Below are 14,848 nucleotides of genomic sequence, written 5' to 3'. Positions count from 1 at the left end.
CTCGATCAGTACGAAAATCGACTCTAGCCAGGCCCGCGGTATCACACGGGCCCGCCTTCCCCTTGTGAGGTTCAGCCCGCGCACATGGTGGACCGGACGAAGCGGTCCACGGCGGCGGTGAAGCCGTAGCCGGTGGTGTCGGTGATCGAGAGTGCGACGCTGTGGCGGCCGTCGGGGCTGCGCAGGGCGAGGGAGCCGAAGCCGTTGACGTAACCGTTGTGGCCGAGGCCGAGGCAGCCGGGTCCGAGGCGGAATTCGTAGAGTCCCAGGCCGTAGCCGTAGGAACCGTTCACGTGCCGGAAGGCGCGCATCTCGGCCAGCAGATGCGGGGGCAGCAGACGCCCGTCCAACAGGCCGGTGAGGAAGGTGTGCAGGTCCTGGGTGGAGGAGACGATGCCGCCGGCCGCCCACACGTAGGAGGGGTTCTGGTCGGTGACATCGGTCAGGCCGCCGCCGTAGTCGTAGTAGCCGTGTGCGTGCGGGCCGAGAATCCCGTCGAAGGTCTGCGGGACACCGGTGCCGAACATGAGCAGCGGCAGGGTGATCCGGGTGTAGATGTTCACGTGGTAGGGCAGTCCCGACGCCCGTTCGATGAGCAGGCCCGCCACGATGTAGTTGGTGTTCGAGTAGGCCCATCCGCTGCCCGGCTCGAACTGCAACGGCTTCTCGGTGGCCCACCGCACGAAATCGGGCGGCTGCCAGGTGCGCCGGATATCGGCGAGCGTGTCGCCCACCATGGGCGGGTAGCCACCGCCGCCATTGAGGTAGTCGAGCAGCCCGCTGGTCTGCGCCAGGACCATGCGCACGGTGATTCGCGGATCGACCCCGAATTCGGGCAGCCAGCGGCTCACCGGATCGTCCAACCCGATCCGTCCCTCGCCGACCAGCTGCAACAGCGCGGTCGCGGTGAACGTCTTGGTGATGCTGCCGATGCGGAACCGCCCGCCGCTCGGCACCGGGTCCGGCCGCCCCAACCGCACCACACCCGCGGACCCGTCCCACACCCCGGCGGGCGTGCGCACCTGCGCCTGCACCCCCGCCGCCCCGTGCGCGACGATGTCCTCCAGCGCCCGCTGCCACCTGCCGGGCTCGGCGACGGCGGACGTGTGCGCGGACCCCGCGAACGACAGAGCGATGGTGAAGACGAGCAGAACTCGACGCATTTCGCGCACAGTAATAGGCAGACCGCATCGAGTACGGTCAACACGCCCGACACACCACAACGACCGAAGGAGCATCCCCATGCGCGCCCTGTTCCCGATATGCGTGCTGGCCGTCGCGGTCGTGGCGGTCGGCGGTTGCGCCGATTCCGAACCGGAACGCACCGAACTGACCTTGACCGTGGCGGCTCCGGACAACCGTGACACCGCCCGCACGGCAACCCTGCGATGCGCAACCGGCGCGGGCGGCGACCACCCCGCCGCGGACCGGGCCTGCGCCGAACTGGACGCCGTCGACGGCGACTTCGACGCCTTGAACGTCGACCCCGGGGTCATCTGCACCCAGGAGTACGACCCGGTCGTCTACGCCGCCAGCGGCACCTGGCGCGGCCGAGCGGTCGCTTTCACCAAGACGTTCCCGAACGACTGCCACGGCAAGGGCGCGACCGGGAGCGTATTCGACTTCTGAGCTTCGACTTCCGAGCCCGGGCAGAGTGATCCGCGGAACAGCGTCGGGCAGCGCGGATGGTCACGGTCGTGGATTAGCATCGGGCGAGACGCAGAGGCAGAGGGGGTGGTGAGCGTGGCCGCGGAACAGCAGGGTGCCCACGCTCAGCAGATCGACCGGGCCATGTCGGCGGTGCGCGGACGTGCTGAAGCATCCCAGGGCGCGGTGATCGTCGAGACCGATGCGTACGGGACGATCACCGACCTCCAGATCTCCCCCGCCGCGATGACCGTCGACCCCGCACGGCTCGCCGCCGCCATCACCGGCTGCCACCGTCGTGCCCGGGAGGAAGCGGAAGCCGCCGCCGCCGAGCTGCTCGGCCGGCTCGCCCGGGACGGCCGTCCGGCGCCGCCCGCCGCCGCGACCGAGCAGTGGGATGACGACGCCCCGGTCCGGATCACGTACCGGTTGTAGGAATGACGAGGGAGGGCGACAGTGTCGGTTGACAGATTGCAGGTCGATCCCGCGGCCTTGGAGCAGACCGCCAAGGGCATCAACGGAATGATCGACGCGCTGGCCGAGGTGGGGATCAAGGAAACCGCGTCGTCCGGGCGAGGGTTGGCGCTGCTCACCCTGTCGGCGCTGGAGGCGGGCAAGCAGTCGGTTCAGTCCGAATTCGAGTCCTATACCGAGCGGTGGTCGTGGGGTGTGCGGGCACTGGTGCAGGCGGGCAACCAGATCGCGCAGGCATTGGGGTTGAGCGCGGGCCGCTATCAGGCCATGGAGGACAAAGCCTCCACCATGTTCAAGGTGTTGTGGACCAGCATGGCGGGCAATCCGCACCTGACCCAGGACCAGATCGCCGCCCGCGACTGGGGCGAGACACTCGCCGACAACTCGTTCAATCACATCCGCAATCCGGACTACAGCCGCGAATCCTTCGACCGCGCTGCCCTTGCCGCGCAGATGAATTGGGAGATTGTGCAGGCCGTCGGCCCGCAGGCCGCCGCCAACCTGGGCGTGCTGACCAATCCCGCGTCGATCGGCACCGGCGGCGCGACCCCGGACGGGCTCCCCGCGCCCGGCTGGAACACCGGCGCGGCCGCCCAGGTGGAACAGATTCAGCAGAAGTACGCGCCACTGCTGAATCCGCAAGGCGCCCAAGGGGAGTAATCGGGGCGTGGGCATCGGGGACTGGCTGGAGGACAAGGCCAATCAGATCGGGGAGGCCGTCGAGGACGCGGCCGAATCCGCCACCGCGGCGGTCGGCGAGGCGATCGACGATGTGCTCGACGTCGGCGCGGACGCCGCCCGCTCGGTCGGCTGGGACGGGGTCGGCGACGCACTGGACGATGTCGGCGACCAGGTGTCCTCCGCATTGGGCGGGGAGGTCGAGGAGCGGGAGCTCGGGGAGACCGAGGACCCGAAGGAGCTGATCCGCGGGGAGCCGTCGGCGATCACGGAGGCCGGAAACAGTCTGGAGAAGCTGTCGCAGGCGGCCGATCAGACCGGCGAGGGGTTGCGCGCGGTCGGAAATATCAGTGACTGGCACGGTTTGGGCGCGGACGGATATCGGGTCGGGTTCTCGCCGCAGCCAGGCAAATGGACCGAGGCCGCCGACGCCTTCACCGACGCCAAGACCGCGTTGGACGCCTGGGCGGCGGCGGTGTCGGCGGCCCAGGGTCTGGCCGCCGACGCCATCGCCGAATGGAAGGCGGGCGTACAGGAGCGGCGGCGGGTGCTGGCCTGGTGGCGCTCGCTCACCGACGAGCAGAAGGACAAGGCGACGGTGACCGATACCTGGTCACCGCACTTCCAGGCCGCCCGCGACATCCTGTCGCGGGCGCGGACCAACCGCGACACCGCGGCCGACCAGGCGGTGAGCTCCCTGTCGGCGGCCAAGGCCGCTGCGCCGGAGGAGCCGCCGTTCGTCTCCCGCATGGCGGCCAACGTCGAAGACGCTATGCAGATCGGCGAGTACGCGAATCTGAGCTTCACCGACGGCGTGCTCAGCGGTGCGTCGGGACTGCTGCAATTCGTCCGCAAGGTCAACCCCACCGACACCTACAACCTGACCCATCCGGGCGAGTACCTGGAGAACATGTCGAATCTGGCCGGGGGTCTGGCGACCACCGCGGCCGATCCGGGGCCGGTGGTGGACGCGCTGATCGACGACGCGCGGGCCAACCCGTTCGAGGCGCTCGGCACCGTGGCCTTCGATGTCGCGACCGCCGTCCCGACGGGCGGTGCCGGACTGGCCGCCAAAGCGCCGTCGCTGCTGAACAAGGTCGACAATCTGGCCCCGTCGGTCCGGCCGAGACCCGATGTGCCGACCCGTGCGCCCGTCGATCGGGCCGCGCCCGAAGGGTTCAGTCCCCGACCCGAGCCGACGACGACTCCCCGGGCCGATATCGATACCCCCGCGCCGCAACGGGATACGCCGGGTACGGATACTCCGCCTCGCGACGCCGACGCCCCGGCGCAGGACCGAGGCGCGGGCGCGGCCCCGGAACCGGATCGCCCCGACCCCAACGTACAAGCCGCCCAACACGATCAGCCCGCCCCGGCGCGGGAGCAGCCCACCGACCGTGCCGACGACGGCGGGCAGGTCGACGTCACGGTCGATCAGCCACGAGGCGAACCGGATGCGCCCGCCACGCGTCCCGAGCCGACACCGGAGGGACCGACGCAGCGGCCGGACACTCCCTCGGCGGGCCCGGCACGGGTCGACGACCCCGGTACGCCGAGCCCCCGCCCGGACTCCGATCCGCCCGGGCCGCTGCGCGATACCTACACACCTCCCACACACCCGGATATCTCCGATGCTCCGGGTGCGACGCGACCCGACGCCGATCCGGCCACGACGCCGAACGAATCCGCCCCGGACAGACCGCGCGACACCGACCCGGCCGGTACGAACCCGCCGGACAATCAACCGGCCGCGAATCGACCGGAGCACCAGCCGCATTCGGACACCGACGTGGATGCGGGCGACAGGCAGCCCGACTCCACCCTCAACCCGGCATCGACAACCCCGGACAACCCGCACGCCGACAGCGGCGGCCGCACACCCGCAGACGCAGCGACCCGTCCCGACAGCACGAGTCCGACCGACGCGCCCGGCACCCGCACATCCGACACGACCGCGCCCGCCCACACACACTCGACACCCGCCCACACTCCAGCACCGCCCCGAGACGCCCCCACGCCGCGCGCTGATCCGATGCCCGGTCCCGCACGCGCCGACACCCCGGCGAGCCGAGGGCCGATGTCCCCCACGCAGACCACTCCGCACAGCCCCACGCCGCGGCCCACTCCGGACACCCCGACCGGTCCACGCGCCCAACCCGGGGATGCGAATCCGAGAACCAATCTGGACGCCGGAACCTCGACCCGCCCGCTGCCCGATGGCCCGAATGCCCCGCGCTCGGATCCGGCACCGGATACGCGCCAGACGCCCGATCAAGGATCGGCACCCGACCGCAACCCCGCCGACGAGCCGGATGCACGAAACGACGACGGTGCCCGAGACCGCGACACCGACGATCGCGATACCGATACCGACCGCGATAATGAAGACAGGCAACAGGATTCGGATCCATCGGAGCCCGAACCCGACGTCGCTGACGCCGCCAAGGACCCGGCGAATACGCAGACCGCGGACAAGGTCGCCGAATGCGGCGATCCCGTAGACGCCGCGACCGGCGAATTCCTGCTCCCCGAAACCGATCTCACGCTACCCGGCGTGCTCCCCCTGGTCCTGACCCGGCGGCATCGCTCGAACTACCGCTGGGGCCGCTGGTTCGGCCCCACCTGGTCGTCGACCCTGGATATGCGCGTGGTCGTCGCCGAGCATCAGGTGACCTTCCTCGGCGAGGACGGCCTGCTGCTGGCCTACCCGCACGCCGATCCCGGCATCGCGGTGGAGCCGCTGGTCGGCGGCGCGCGGTACACCTGCTCCCGCACCGATACCGGCACCTACCGCGTCTCCGACCCCGAGCGCGAGATCATCTGGCACTTCACTCCCGAACCCGAACTCGACGGGCTGCTCGGGGTGTACCCGATCTCGGCGATCACCGACCGCCACCTCAACCGCGTCCGCTTCCACTACGCCCCCGACGGCACACCCACCGCCATCACCCATACCGGCGGCTATCACATCGAGGTCGCCACCGATCCCGCCGTCGGACGCGTGACCGGCCTGACCGTCGTCGATACGACCACCCCGGACGGCCCCGAATCCAGCATTGCCGTCCGCCGATTCGACTATGCCGCAGGCAATCTGACAGCGGTCACCAACGGTTCCGGTGCCACCACCCGCTACACCTACGACGACCGTGACCGCATGCTGTCGTGGACCGACTCCCGCGGCACCACCATGGTCAACACCTACGACAGCGCCGGTCGCGTCATCCTCCAGCACGGCACCGACGGCATCCTCAATGCCGGATTCGACTACCTCGACTACCCCGACGGCACCGGCCACATCACCCGCCACATCAACTCCCAGGGTGCGGTCACCACCCGGGGTTTCGACCACGACCTGCGCGTCCGCGACATCATGGACCCGGCGGGCGGCCACACCCGCATCGACTACAACGCCGACCGCCGCCCCCTCCGGGTCACCGCCCCCGACAACGCGGTCACCGGCTACACCTACTCCCCCGACGGCGACGTCACCCGTATCGTCCGCCCCGACGGCCGCTCCATCGACATCGCCTACGCCTGGCGCAACCGCCCCGAAACCATCACCCACCCCGACGGCAGCACCGCACGCCGCGACTGGGACGCCCACGGAAACCTCACCGCCACAACCACTCCCGGCGGCATCCACACCACCTACACCTACCACCCCAACGGCGCGGTAGCGACCGTCACCGAGCCGAATTCGGCCCGCACCACCGTCACCGTCGACGCCGCAGGTCTCCCCGTCACGGTGACCGACCCCCTCGGGGCCACCACCCACATCACCCGCGACGCCTTCGGCCGCCCCACTGCCGTCACCGACCCCCTCGGCCACACCACCCGCTACCACTGGTCCCCCGACGGCAAACTCCTGCGCCGCCTCGACCCCGACGGCCACCACGAGTCCTGGACCTACGACGGCGAAGGCAACCTCCTCACCCACACCAACCGCGCCGGCGGCATCACCCGATTCACCTACGGCAGTTGGGATCTCCCCACCTCCCGCACCGACCCCGACGGCGCCACCACCCGATACACCTACGACACCGAACGCCGCCTCACCACGGTCACCAACCCCCTCGGCCACACCTGGCACTACCGCTACGACGCCGCCGGCCGCCTGACCTCGGAAACCGACTACAACGGCGCTACCACCACCTACACCCACGACCCGACCGGCCGCGTAGCCACCGTCACCCCCGCCACCGGCGTCACCCGCCACCACCGCTACGACATCCTCGGCCGCCTCACCGAAATCACCACCGACTCCGGCCACTGGCGCCGCTACACCCACGACCCCCTGGGCCGCCTCCTCACCGCCACCAGCGGCGAAGCCGAAAACCCCATCCACACCCTCGATTTCACCCACACCCCCGACGGCCAACTCGCCACCCAAACCCTGGACGCGGGCACCCCCATGCGGTTCGAGTACGACCCCCTCGGCCGCCGCGCCCGCCGCATCACCCCCACCGGCTCCGAAACCCGCTGGCGCTGGGACTGGTCCGGCCGCCCCACCGCCCTCGAAACCGACGGCCACACCATCTCCTTCGCCCACGACCCAGCAGGCCGACTGACGGAATGGACCATCGGCGAACTCGCGATCAACCACACCTACGACCCCCTCGGCCGCCTCCAACAACAAACCGTCACCGGCTTCCCCACCCGCCTCTCCACCCTCGGCCTGGACAGCACCCCCCGCCCCGAACCCCGCCGACTCCGCACCGACGAATACACCTGGCGCCCAGACGGATACATCACCACCCACACCACCCACACCGAGAACACGACAACCCACGTCGACTACACCCTCGACCCCATAGGCCGAGTCAACACCCTCACCCGCAACGGAGTTCTCGCCGAGCAGTACGGCTACGACGCCCTCAGCAACATCACCGAGAGCTACACACCGGGCGCACCAAGCGCACCCACCCCCGAACCACCCACCACCCCCGACCGATCAACCAGCGGCAGCACCCGCCGCGAATACCACAACAACCTCCTCATCCGAGACGGCCGCACCCGGTACCACTACGACGCGGCGGGGCGCCTGATTCGCAAGACCACTACCCGGTTGTCGCGCAAACCGGATGTGTGGCACTTCCGCTATGACGCTTTCGATCAGCTGACCGATGTGTGGACTCCGGAACAGCAGTGGTGGCGATACACGTATGACGCCCTTGGGCGACGGACCTCGAAACAGTGCCTAGAGACCGACGAAACCGTCCTCGAACGTATTGATCATATATGGGACGATGTGCACCTCATCGAGCAGAGCGGCGCTATAACAACCCGGTGGCATTATCAGCCCGGTACCCATATCCCGATAGCCCAGGCAACCGTCGAGTTCGACGTGCATCCCCGAGTGTACGCGGTCGTTTCCGATGTAATCGGTTCACCCATAGCCCTTGTCGATCCAGCCCGCACGAGTGTCGCCTCTTGGGCTCTCGGCGAGCTATGGGGATCAACATCCTGGCAAGGAGATGCGAGTTCCGATATCCGGTTTCCAGGACAGATTCACGATAAGGAAACCGAGCTTCACTACAACTTGTGCCGAGTTTATGACCCAGCGATCGGGCGTTACCTCACGTCAGACCCCTTGGGGCTCGCACCCGCAAAAAATCCAAGTACGTATCCCGCCAACCCAACGGTATGGTCAGACCCACTTGGCCTGATTCCCGGATACAGCGATAGAGCGAGAAACGACCCGGTTTCGTCAGGACCCGACCATATTGCACTCGGCATAAACGGAGTTGTCGAGGATTTCGCGGAAGCAGTCGGCGCTCGCCATCTCATGAATGAGAGATCCTGGATCCGACACTTTGAGGAAGCCATTCGTAACCCCGAAGCCAGGTTCAGTGTAATCTTGGATGGAGCAGAAATAACCGGAGCCATCGAACGAGGTCTGGCAAGAGCGCAACGAAACTTCTTTGAGATAATTGCCAACCGACAGCCCTCACCTTTCGACTGGGAGATGTACCGACTCCATGAATCCGGCGCTATCGATAGAGCAACCTTCTACCTCAACGGAAGAGTTATGCCAAATCCATTCCAATAGGAGCTGAGATGAACATCCTAGAGCCCGAGCAGTCAGACGTCGCAAGGTTGCCGGTATCATTTGACCGGCATTTTTCAGTTGACTGCATAACACGCACACATCGACAGCTACTACTGCGCAGTGAAGTCTACAATCCCAGTGGCACCAACCACTCCACCAGAATCGATATAGTCTTCAAGGTCGTTAAGGCCATGAAAATGCCTTTTACGCTACCGCGACTCGAGATACGATTGGCAACCACTGAAGAACGTCTAGCAATCCAAGATGATTGGCAGGACGCCGTTTTCAAGTACCACTACGAACGAGCCTACACCATCCTGGGAGGAGCTACCCCGGGTTACATCGTCGCAGGTTCTGCCTTTTTTGCCGAGATTGACGAAAACGAGCAGCCTCAACCGATGTCTTTACTGTACGAGGTTGAGCATAATTTTCCACCCAAGATGGTGTACGATCTGATCTGAATAGCGACAAGCTTATTACGAAATCTACACCAATCGAGTTTGTACGCGCATCCTTTCCGAAAGCATCCTCATCGACTCGTCGAGGTCTGCCTGACTTCGACGGACCGACAGGCATTCGTTTCGGACCGCACGAGATGAGCAGCAAACCTATAGAGTTCTATTTTCATAAAGGGACATGGAACTACGATTCCAGCACAAGAATCCATTCACCTAGACAATCGAGTAGTGCGCGCACACTTTCCGAAAGCTTCCAGACGATGGAGATCACACTTCTCGATGATGCTCACCCAGGAGAACCCGTTTCAGTTCACTCCCAGAGCGGAGACTGGACTGCTATTTGGAGAGGTGGATCAATAGAACATAGGGGCCGTAAATTCCAAGTCGAGGTGGACATTGAAGACGTCGATACCTGGAGCACCAGAGATGCCGAATCAGAGTTTATCGGCATCAAGACCACTGGTGGCAGAACTATAGTATGCGGACTTGTATCAGTTGCTTATGACGATGGAACAGTAGCGCTCGACCTCAAGCCAGGTGTTGTTCTTATCGATCAAGACTTCGCATCGAACGTCCGAACTGGACAGCGCATCTGCCTAGCCTGTCGTGTAATGGAAGTATATCCGACAGGAGCATAGCTGACCGATGTTTGGACTCCGGATCAGCAGTGGTGGAATTACACATATGACGCTCTTGGTCGTCGCCTCACCAAGCAACACGTCAGTACGGATCACAGCATCCTTGGGCGTGTCGACTATACATGGGACGACACGCATCTCATCGAGCAGTGCACCAACGGCACGACTAAAATCTGGCATTATCAGCCGAGCTCATTCAAGCCGATAATTCAGGTAACGCACGGCACCACGGTCGACCACTCCTCTTATGCCATAGTCGCCGACTCAATCGGCACGCCCATTTGCCTGTTCGATTCCGAAACCGCACACTCAACATCGACCGCGATCAGCAGTCTCTGGGGGTCTTCCTCATGGCACGGCACTGCCGAGACATCTCTGCGATTTCCCGGCCAGATCTACGATCCTGAAACAGGGTTCCACTACAACCTGCACCGGTACTACAACCCCGCAACGGCACAGTACCTCTCGGCAGACCCACTGGGCTTGCTTCCTGCTTCAAACCCCCGCAGCTACCCCCACAATCCGACAGTATGGAGTGACCCACTCGGACTCGTTCCAGAGAGGTGCCGCGAGCCGACCTATGGCAATGGCGGGCACATAGACAATATTTCGCCATCCGATGCTCGCCGTATCCAAAATGCCGCAAATCTGCGGGGCGTCGAGATTCATGTTGTCGGAAGTCGCGCCTCGGGCACGGCCGGACCCTGGTCGGACTGGGACTATTCGATACCTGACGCCAACTCGAGGATGCGGAGCAGAATCAAGGGCTCACTACCCCAAGGATCACCAGAATTGGGGTATGGTCGTAGAATAGACATCTTTCCACATCCACCTGCGGAAGGTCTTCCCTATGTCACCTTCTACCCAAACTAAGGATGCAGACAACCGATGGAATACGAAGCTCGAATTCTAGAGACCCAAGGAGACTACTCACTCATATCCTGGGAAGGACGAAAATTCCCCGGACTCACGATACAAGGCGACAGCCTGCATCTCTTGAAGGAAAGCATAGCAGAGGCAGAGAACGAACTTTCCAATGGACGCTTCGAAGACGCTGGATTCGCACTACGCGAAGCGTTGGAAACTTTATCAGCAATGGAGGATGCCTATCTCACGATGATGAATAGGAAGGGACTTCCGCTACCCTATTGACCTACTAACTGTAGTTACTCCAGCAGCGAGGGCCGAGTTCTCTCGCTCGATAATTCATGGACTTACAGATAAACTCGGCTGAGCGGTGAGCCTTCAGCAGAGCCCGACTGCGAACGCAAATCGCGTTCCGCTGTGAGTGGGTACAAATTTCTAGATCGGTTCGGCATGTCGCGTGTGCTGGGCTTTCGTGTCGCTACCCCGACCGGTAGATTCGAACGTATGAGCGATCCCGCCGAGGTCGAGGACACCAGCTACGAGCTGGTGCGGCGGCTGCAGGCCGTGCACGCGCAGGTCGCCGCCACACAGGCCGAAGAGGTCGCCTTGATGACACGGCTGTATCGGCTGCGGCGGGCACAGCAGCTCGAGGCCGGGGTCGCGCCACGGTATGCCGGGGAATCGGCAGCGACCGAAATCGGTGTGGCGGTGCGGGTCTCGCATCGCAACGCTGATGGGTTGATCGCGCTCGGGATGGGGTTGGGGCGGCTGCCCGCGACCCGGCGAGCCTTCGCGCAGGGTCGCATCGACCTGGCGCGGGTACGCGCGATCCACGACACCCTGGTCAACGCCCCCGACGACACCGTTACCGAGATCGAGGACACGGTCGTCGCCCGCGCCGAACGCTGCGATCCCGGCCGGTTGCGGCGCACCATCCGCAAGAAGCTGCTCGAAGTCGACCCCGCCGGACAGGCGCGACGCCGCCAGGAGGCCGAGCGCGAACGCTACGTCGCCGTACGCGCGGCCGATGACGGCACCGCACTGGTCGATGCCGTGCTGCCCGCCGCCGGAGGGTGGACGCTGTTCGAGCGACTGCGCGAGATGGCGATCACCCAGTGCTGTACCGCGGACCCGCGCAGCATGAATCAGCGTCGCGCCGACGCCTTGGTCGCGCTCGCCGACGGCAGCGGGCAGCTCACCTGTGGCTGCGACCTGCCCGACTGCTCGCGCCGCGACCCGAACACGCCCGTGTCCAGCCCACGCCGTGCGCTGGTACAGGTCGGTGTCAGCGCGGCCACCCTCCTCGAGATGCAGGACAATCCCGGGCTGTTGGCCGGGTTCGGTGCGATCGACGCCGATCTCGCCCGTCAGATCGCCCGCCACGCCCGCTTCCACATCATCCCCGAGACTGCGAGCGAGTCCACCGACGACAACCTCCCGCCAGCAGCGATCGACCGCGCCGACTACGGCCCGAGTACGAGCGACCGCCGTGCGGACCCATCCTCGCAAAACACCGCTTCCCCACCATCACCAACCGATCCACCGGAACTGCGGTATCGGCCCAAGGCGAGCCTCGCGGCACGCGTGCGGGCACTCGACGGAATCTGCCGGGCACCCGGCTGCCACGCCCCGGCCACGGCCACCGATCTCGACCACCAGCAGCCTTTCGACCACCACTCCCCCGCCACCGGCGGCCCCACCACCGAACAGAACCTCGGCTGCCGCTGCCGCCGCCACCATCGACTCAAAACGCTGGCCGATCACGGGTTGAACGGCTGGACGGTGACCCATCACCCGCACCGGCGCATCGAATGGCGCACCCCCACCGGCGACACCATCATCACAAACCCCGAAGGCGCGAAATTCCTGTTCCCGCACACCCCGATACCCACAGCGCCGGTGAAACCTGTTGACCCACAACCCGAGCCACCACTACTCGACCCCGGCCCGGTGATCAACGCACTCACCGAACTACTCCACGTCTACATACCACCGGGACGACGCAACCTCCACGCACACCACGACAGTCACCGCGTCGTGGTCGGAAGCACCTTGTGCAGTATCGGCGGTTCCGGGGACACGGAGCGCCCACCCTTCTGATGGATCGAAGGCATCCATTCGAGGCGAGCAGCCGCCATAAGAGACAGCGCGCCGCAGGGTGGTCGCGGCATCGCTGCGCGCAGATTCCCTGGACGCGTTCGATACCGCGATCGCGGATGCGTCCACGCTGATCACTTCCTCGATCAGCCACGCCACCGGGAACCCGGGCTGGCCGGGTTCCCGCGCGTGTCCACCGTCAGCGGGTAGCGATAATCGCCGATCCGTGCCCGAACAGCCCCTGATTCACCGCGATACCCGCCCGCGCACCGTCCACCTGGCGACCGTCGGCCTGCCCGCGCAACTGCCAGGTGAGCTCGCAGATCTGCGCGATCGCCTGCGCGGGAATCGCCTCACCGAAACAGGCGAGCCCACCGCTGGGATTCACGGGCACGCGCCCACCCAATGTCGTTGCGCCGCTGCGCAACAGCTCCTCCGCACCGCCTACTTCGCAGAGTCCGATGTCTTCATACCAGTCCAATTCCAGCGCGGTGGACAGGTCGTAGACCTCCGCGAAGGACAGATCGGCGGGCCCGATCCCGGCCTCCTCGTACGCGGCGTACGCGATGGCGGAACGGAACGTGCGCGGCGGCGGCTCCACGGCGACAGCGGAATCCGTCGCGAAATCCGGCAGGTCGAGCACGGTTTTCGGGAATGTCGGAGTCACCGTCGACAGCGCCCGGATGCGGACCGGGTCGGCGATACCGTGCCGCCGCGCGTACTCCATCGACGTCAGCACGAGTGCGGCCCCGCCGTCACTGGTCGCACAGATGTCGAGCAGCCGCAGCGGATCCGACACCACGGCCGAGGCGGCGACCTCCTCGGCCGACACCTCCTTGCGGTAGCGGGCATACGGGTTGTTCAGCCCGTGCTTGGCGTTCTTCACCTTGACCGCGGCGAAATCGTCGAGCGTGGCACCGTGGATCGCCATCCGGCGTCGGGCATAGAGCGCGAAATAGATCGGATTGGTGGCGCCGAGCAGGTGAAAGCGCAACCAGTCCGGATCGTCGCGGCGCTCGCCGCCGACCGGCTGAAAGAAACCCTTCGGGGTGGCATCCGCGCCGATCACCAACGCCACATCGCACAGCCCTGCGAGGATCTGGGCGCGGGCATTGGCAATGGCCTGGGCACCGGAGGCGCAGGCGGCGTAGCTGCTGGAGATCCGCGCGCCCGACCAGCCCAGGGCCTGGGCGAAGGTCGCGCCCGCGACGAATCCGGGGTAGCCGTTGCGGATGGTGTCCGCTCCCGCGATGTAGCCGACATCGCGGTGGTCCACCCCGGCATCGGCCAGCGCCGCACGCGCCGCGACCAGTCCGTACTCGACGAAGTTCCGCCCCCACTTGCCCCACTGGTGCATGCCCGCACCGAGGACGGCGATATCGCGATTCGTGTCAGTCATTGACCGGCCTCCACATCCACACCGTGCGCTCCGCCTCGTCGTCCTCGTACAAGGTGCCGAGCGTCAATTCGACCGGCATGCCGACAGCCAGGTCGTCGACCGTGAAACCGCGCACGACTTGCCCGAGAATCACCATCTGCTCGACCTCGAGCTCCACCGCCGCAACGACATACGGCTCGAAGGGATCGGGTGAGACGTACGGCGCGGGTGGTTTGTACCGGGCATCCGCATACGACCAGATCCGGCCACGGGTGGAGAACAGGTACTCGGCCAGCTCGGAGCCGTCCTTCGGAGCCGAACACTGCGGATTGCGGCAGGCGAGGGTGTTCCGAGGGAAGTACGGCGTGCCGCACACCTCGCAGCGACTCCCCTTCAGACGTACCGCGCCGTCCTCCGCGGTGAACCAATCTGCCACGGCGGGGCGTTGTTCTTTCTGCACAGACCGACCGTATAGGAACACGTTCTATTTTGTCGCGGGAATCCCGCCCAGCGGTGCGCGGGCGCGGGTACGGTGGGGCCGGATTGGGGATGCTGGGCATCC

General features: G+C 65.7%; 12 protein-coding genes. 9 read left to right on the top strand and 3 right to left on the bottom strand.

The window, feature by feature from the left end:
• Window positions 1-71: 71 nt before the first annotated feature.
• A complete protein-coding gene (locus QMO76_RS00325; RefSeq protein ID WP_306359087.1) occupies window positions 72-1,163 on the bottom strand; it encodes a serine hydrolase in 1,092 nt (363 codons plus the stop codon).
• 79 nt (window positions 1,164-1,242) lie between these two features.
• Here QMO76_RS00325 and QMO76_RS00320 point away from each other — a divergent pair, with 79 nt between their 5' ends.
• The 9 genes from QMO76_RS00320 to QMO76_RS00285 all read left to right on the top strand — a co-directional run bounded on the left by QMO76_RS00320 (window position 1,243) and on the right by QMO76_RS00285 (window position 12,911).
• The gene (locus tag QMO76_RS00320) at window positions 1,243-1,629 is read left to right on the top strand and encodes a subtilase-type protease inhibitor (protein ID WP_306359086.1); all 387 of its coding nucleotides are present in this window, start codon (window positions 1,243-1,245) and stop codon (window positions 1,627-1,629) included.
• Between the two features lie 114 nt (window positions 1,630-1,743).
• Window positions 1,744-2,082 (top strand): YbaB/EbfC family nucleoid-associated protein, encoded by a 339-nt coding sequence (locus QMO76_RS00315; RefSeq protein WP_306359085.1) that lies wholly within the window; start codon window positions 1,744-1,746, stop codon window positions 2,080-2,082.
• Between the two features lie 21 nt (window positions 2,083-2,103).
• Window positions 2,104-2,781, top strand: a complete 678-nt coding sequence (locus QMO76_RS00310; protein ID WP_306359084.1) for a hypothetical protein — start codon at window positions 2,104-2,106, stop codon at window positions 2,779-2,781.
• A gap of 7 nt (window positions 2,782-2,788) precedes the next feature.
• On the top strand, window positions 2,789-8,848 hold the full coding sequence (locus QMO76_RS00305) for a putative T7SS-secreted protein (RefSeq protein WP_306359083.1): 6,060 nt from the start codon (window positions 2,789-2,791) through the stop codon (window positions 8,846-8,848).
• 8 nt (window positions 8,849-8,856) lie between these two features.
• Window positions 8,857-9,309, top strand: a complete 453-nt coding sequence (locus QMO76_RS00300; RefSeq protein WP_306359082.1) for a hypothetical protein — start codon at window positions 8,857-8,859, stop codon at window positions 9,307-9,309.
• A gap of 257 nt (window positions 9,310-9,566) precedes the next feature.
• Window positions 9,567-9,944: a hypothetical protein gene (locus QMO76_RS00295; protein WP_306359081.1), complete on the top strand. Its 378-nt coding sequence runs from the start codon at window positions 9,567-9,569 to the stop codon at window positions 9,942-9,944.
• Window positions 9,945-10,817 (top strand): RHS repeat-associated core domain-containing protein, encoded by an 873-nt coding sequence (locus QMO76_RS35230; RefSeq protein WP_372341876.1) that lies wholly within the window; start codon window positions 9,945-9,947, stop codon window positions 10,815-10,817.
• Between the two features lie 15 nt (window positions 10,818-10,832).
• Window positions 10,833-11,096: a hypothetical protein gene (locus tag QMO76_RS00290; protein ID WP_306359080.1), complete on the top strand. Its 264-nt coding sequence runs from the start codon at window positions 10,833-10,835 to the stop codon at window positions 11,094-11,096.
• 219 nt (window positions 11,097-11,315) lie between these two features.
• Window positions 11,316-12,911: an HNH endonuclease signature motif containing protein gene (locus QMO76_RS00285; protein ID WP_306359079.1), complete on the top strand. Its 1,596-nt coding sequence runs from the start codon at window positions 11,316-11,318 to the stop codon at window positions 12,909-12,911.
• Between the two features lie 196 nt (window positions 12,912-13,107).
• Here the strand turns inward: QMO76_RS00285 and QMO76_RS00280 are convergent, their stop codons facing one another.
• Window positions 13,108-14,307 carry a lipid-transfer protein gene (locus QMO76_RS00280; RefSeq protein WP_306359078.1) on the bottom strand — a complete coding sequence of 400 codons (1,200 nt, stop codon included), beginning with the start codon at window positions 14,305-14,307 and terminating at the stop codon, window positions 13,108-13,110.
• Window positions 14,300-14,722, bottom strand: a complete 423-nt coding sequence (locus QMO76_RS00275; protein WP_306359636.1) for a Zn-ribbon domain-containing OB-fold protein — start codon at window positions 14,720-14,722, stop codon at window positions 14,300-14,302. Before QMO76_RS00275 ends, QMO76_RS00280 begins: the two co-directional genes overlap by 8 nt.
• Window positions 14,723-14,848: the final 126 nt, after the last annotated feature.

This window comes from Nocardia sp. CC227C (assembly GCF_030767025.1).
Taxonomy (GTDB): domain Bacteria; phylum Actinomycetota; class Actinomycetes; order Mycobacteriales; family Mycobacteriaceae; genus Nocardia.
Note: the sequence above shows the minus strand (reverse complement) of the source record. Positions and strands in the feature narration are given on the sequence as shown.

Excerpts from the sequence above, each read along its gene's own strand:
- QMO76_RS00285 (WP_306359079.1), top strand. The coding sequence starts at position 11,316 with ATGAGCGATCCCGCCGAGGTCGAGGACACCAGCTACGAGCTGGTGCGG.
- QMO76_RS00290 (WP_306359080.1), top strand. The coding sequence starts at position 10,833 with ATGGAATACGAAGCTCGAATTCTAGAGACCCAAGGAGACTACTCACTC.
- QMO76_RS00295 (WP_306359081.1), top strand. The coding sequence starts at position 9,567 with ATGGAGATCACACTTCTCGATGATGCTCACCCAGGAGAACCCGTTTCA.
- QMO76_RS00320 (WP_306359086.1), top strand. The coding sequence starts at position 1,243 with ATGCGCGCCCTGTTCCCGATATGCGTGCTGGCCGTCGCGGTCGTGGCG.
- QMO76_RS00280 (WP_306359078.1), bottom strand. The coding sequence starts at position 14,307 with ATGACTGACACGAATCGCGATATCGCCGTCCTCGGTGCGGGCATGCAC.
- QMO76_RS00325 (WP_306359087.1), bottom strand. The coding sequence starts at position 1,163 with ATGCGTCGAGTTCTGCTCGTCTTCACCATCGCTCTGTCGTTCGCGGGG.
- QMO76_RS00300 (WP_306359082.1), top strand. The coding sequence starts at position 8,857 with ATGAACATCCTAGAGCCCGAGCAGTCAGACGTCGCAAGGTTGCCGGTA.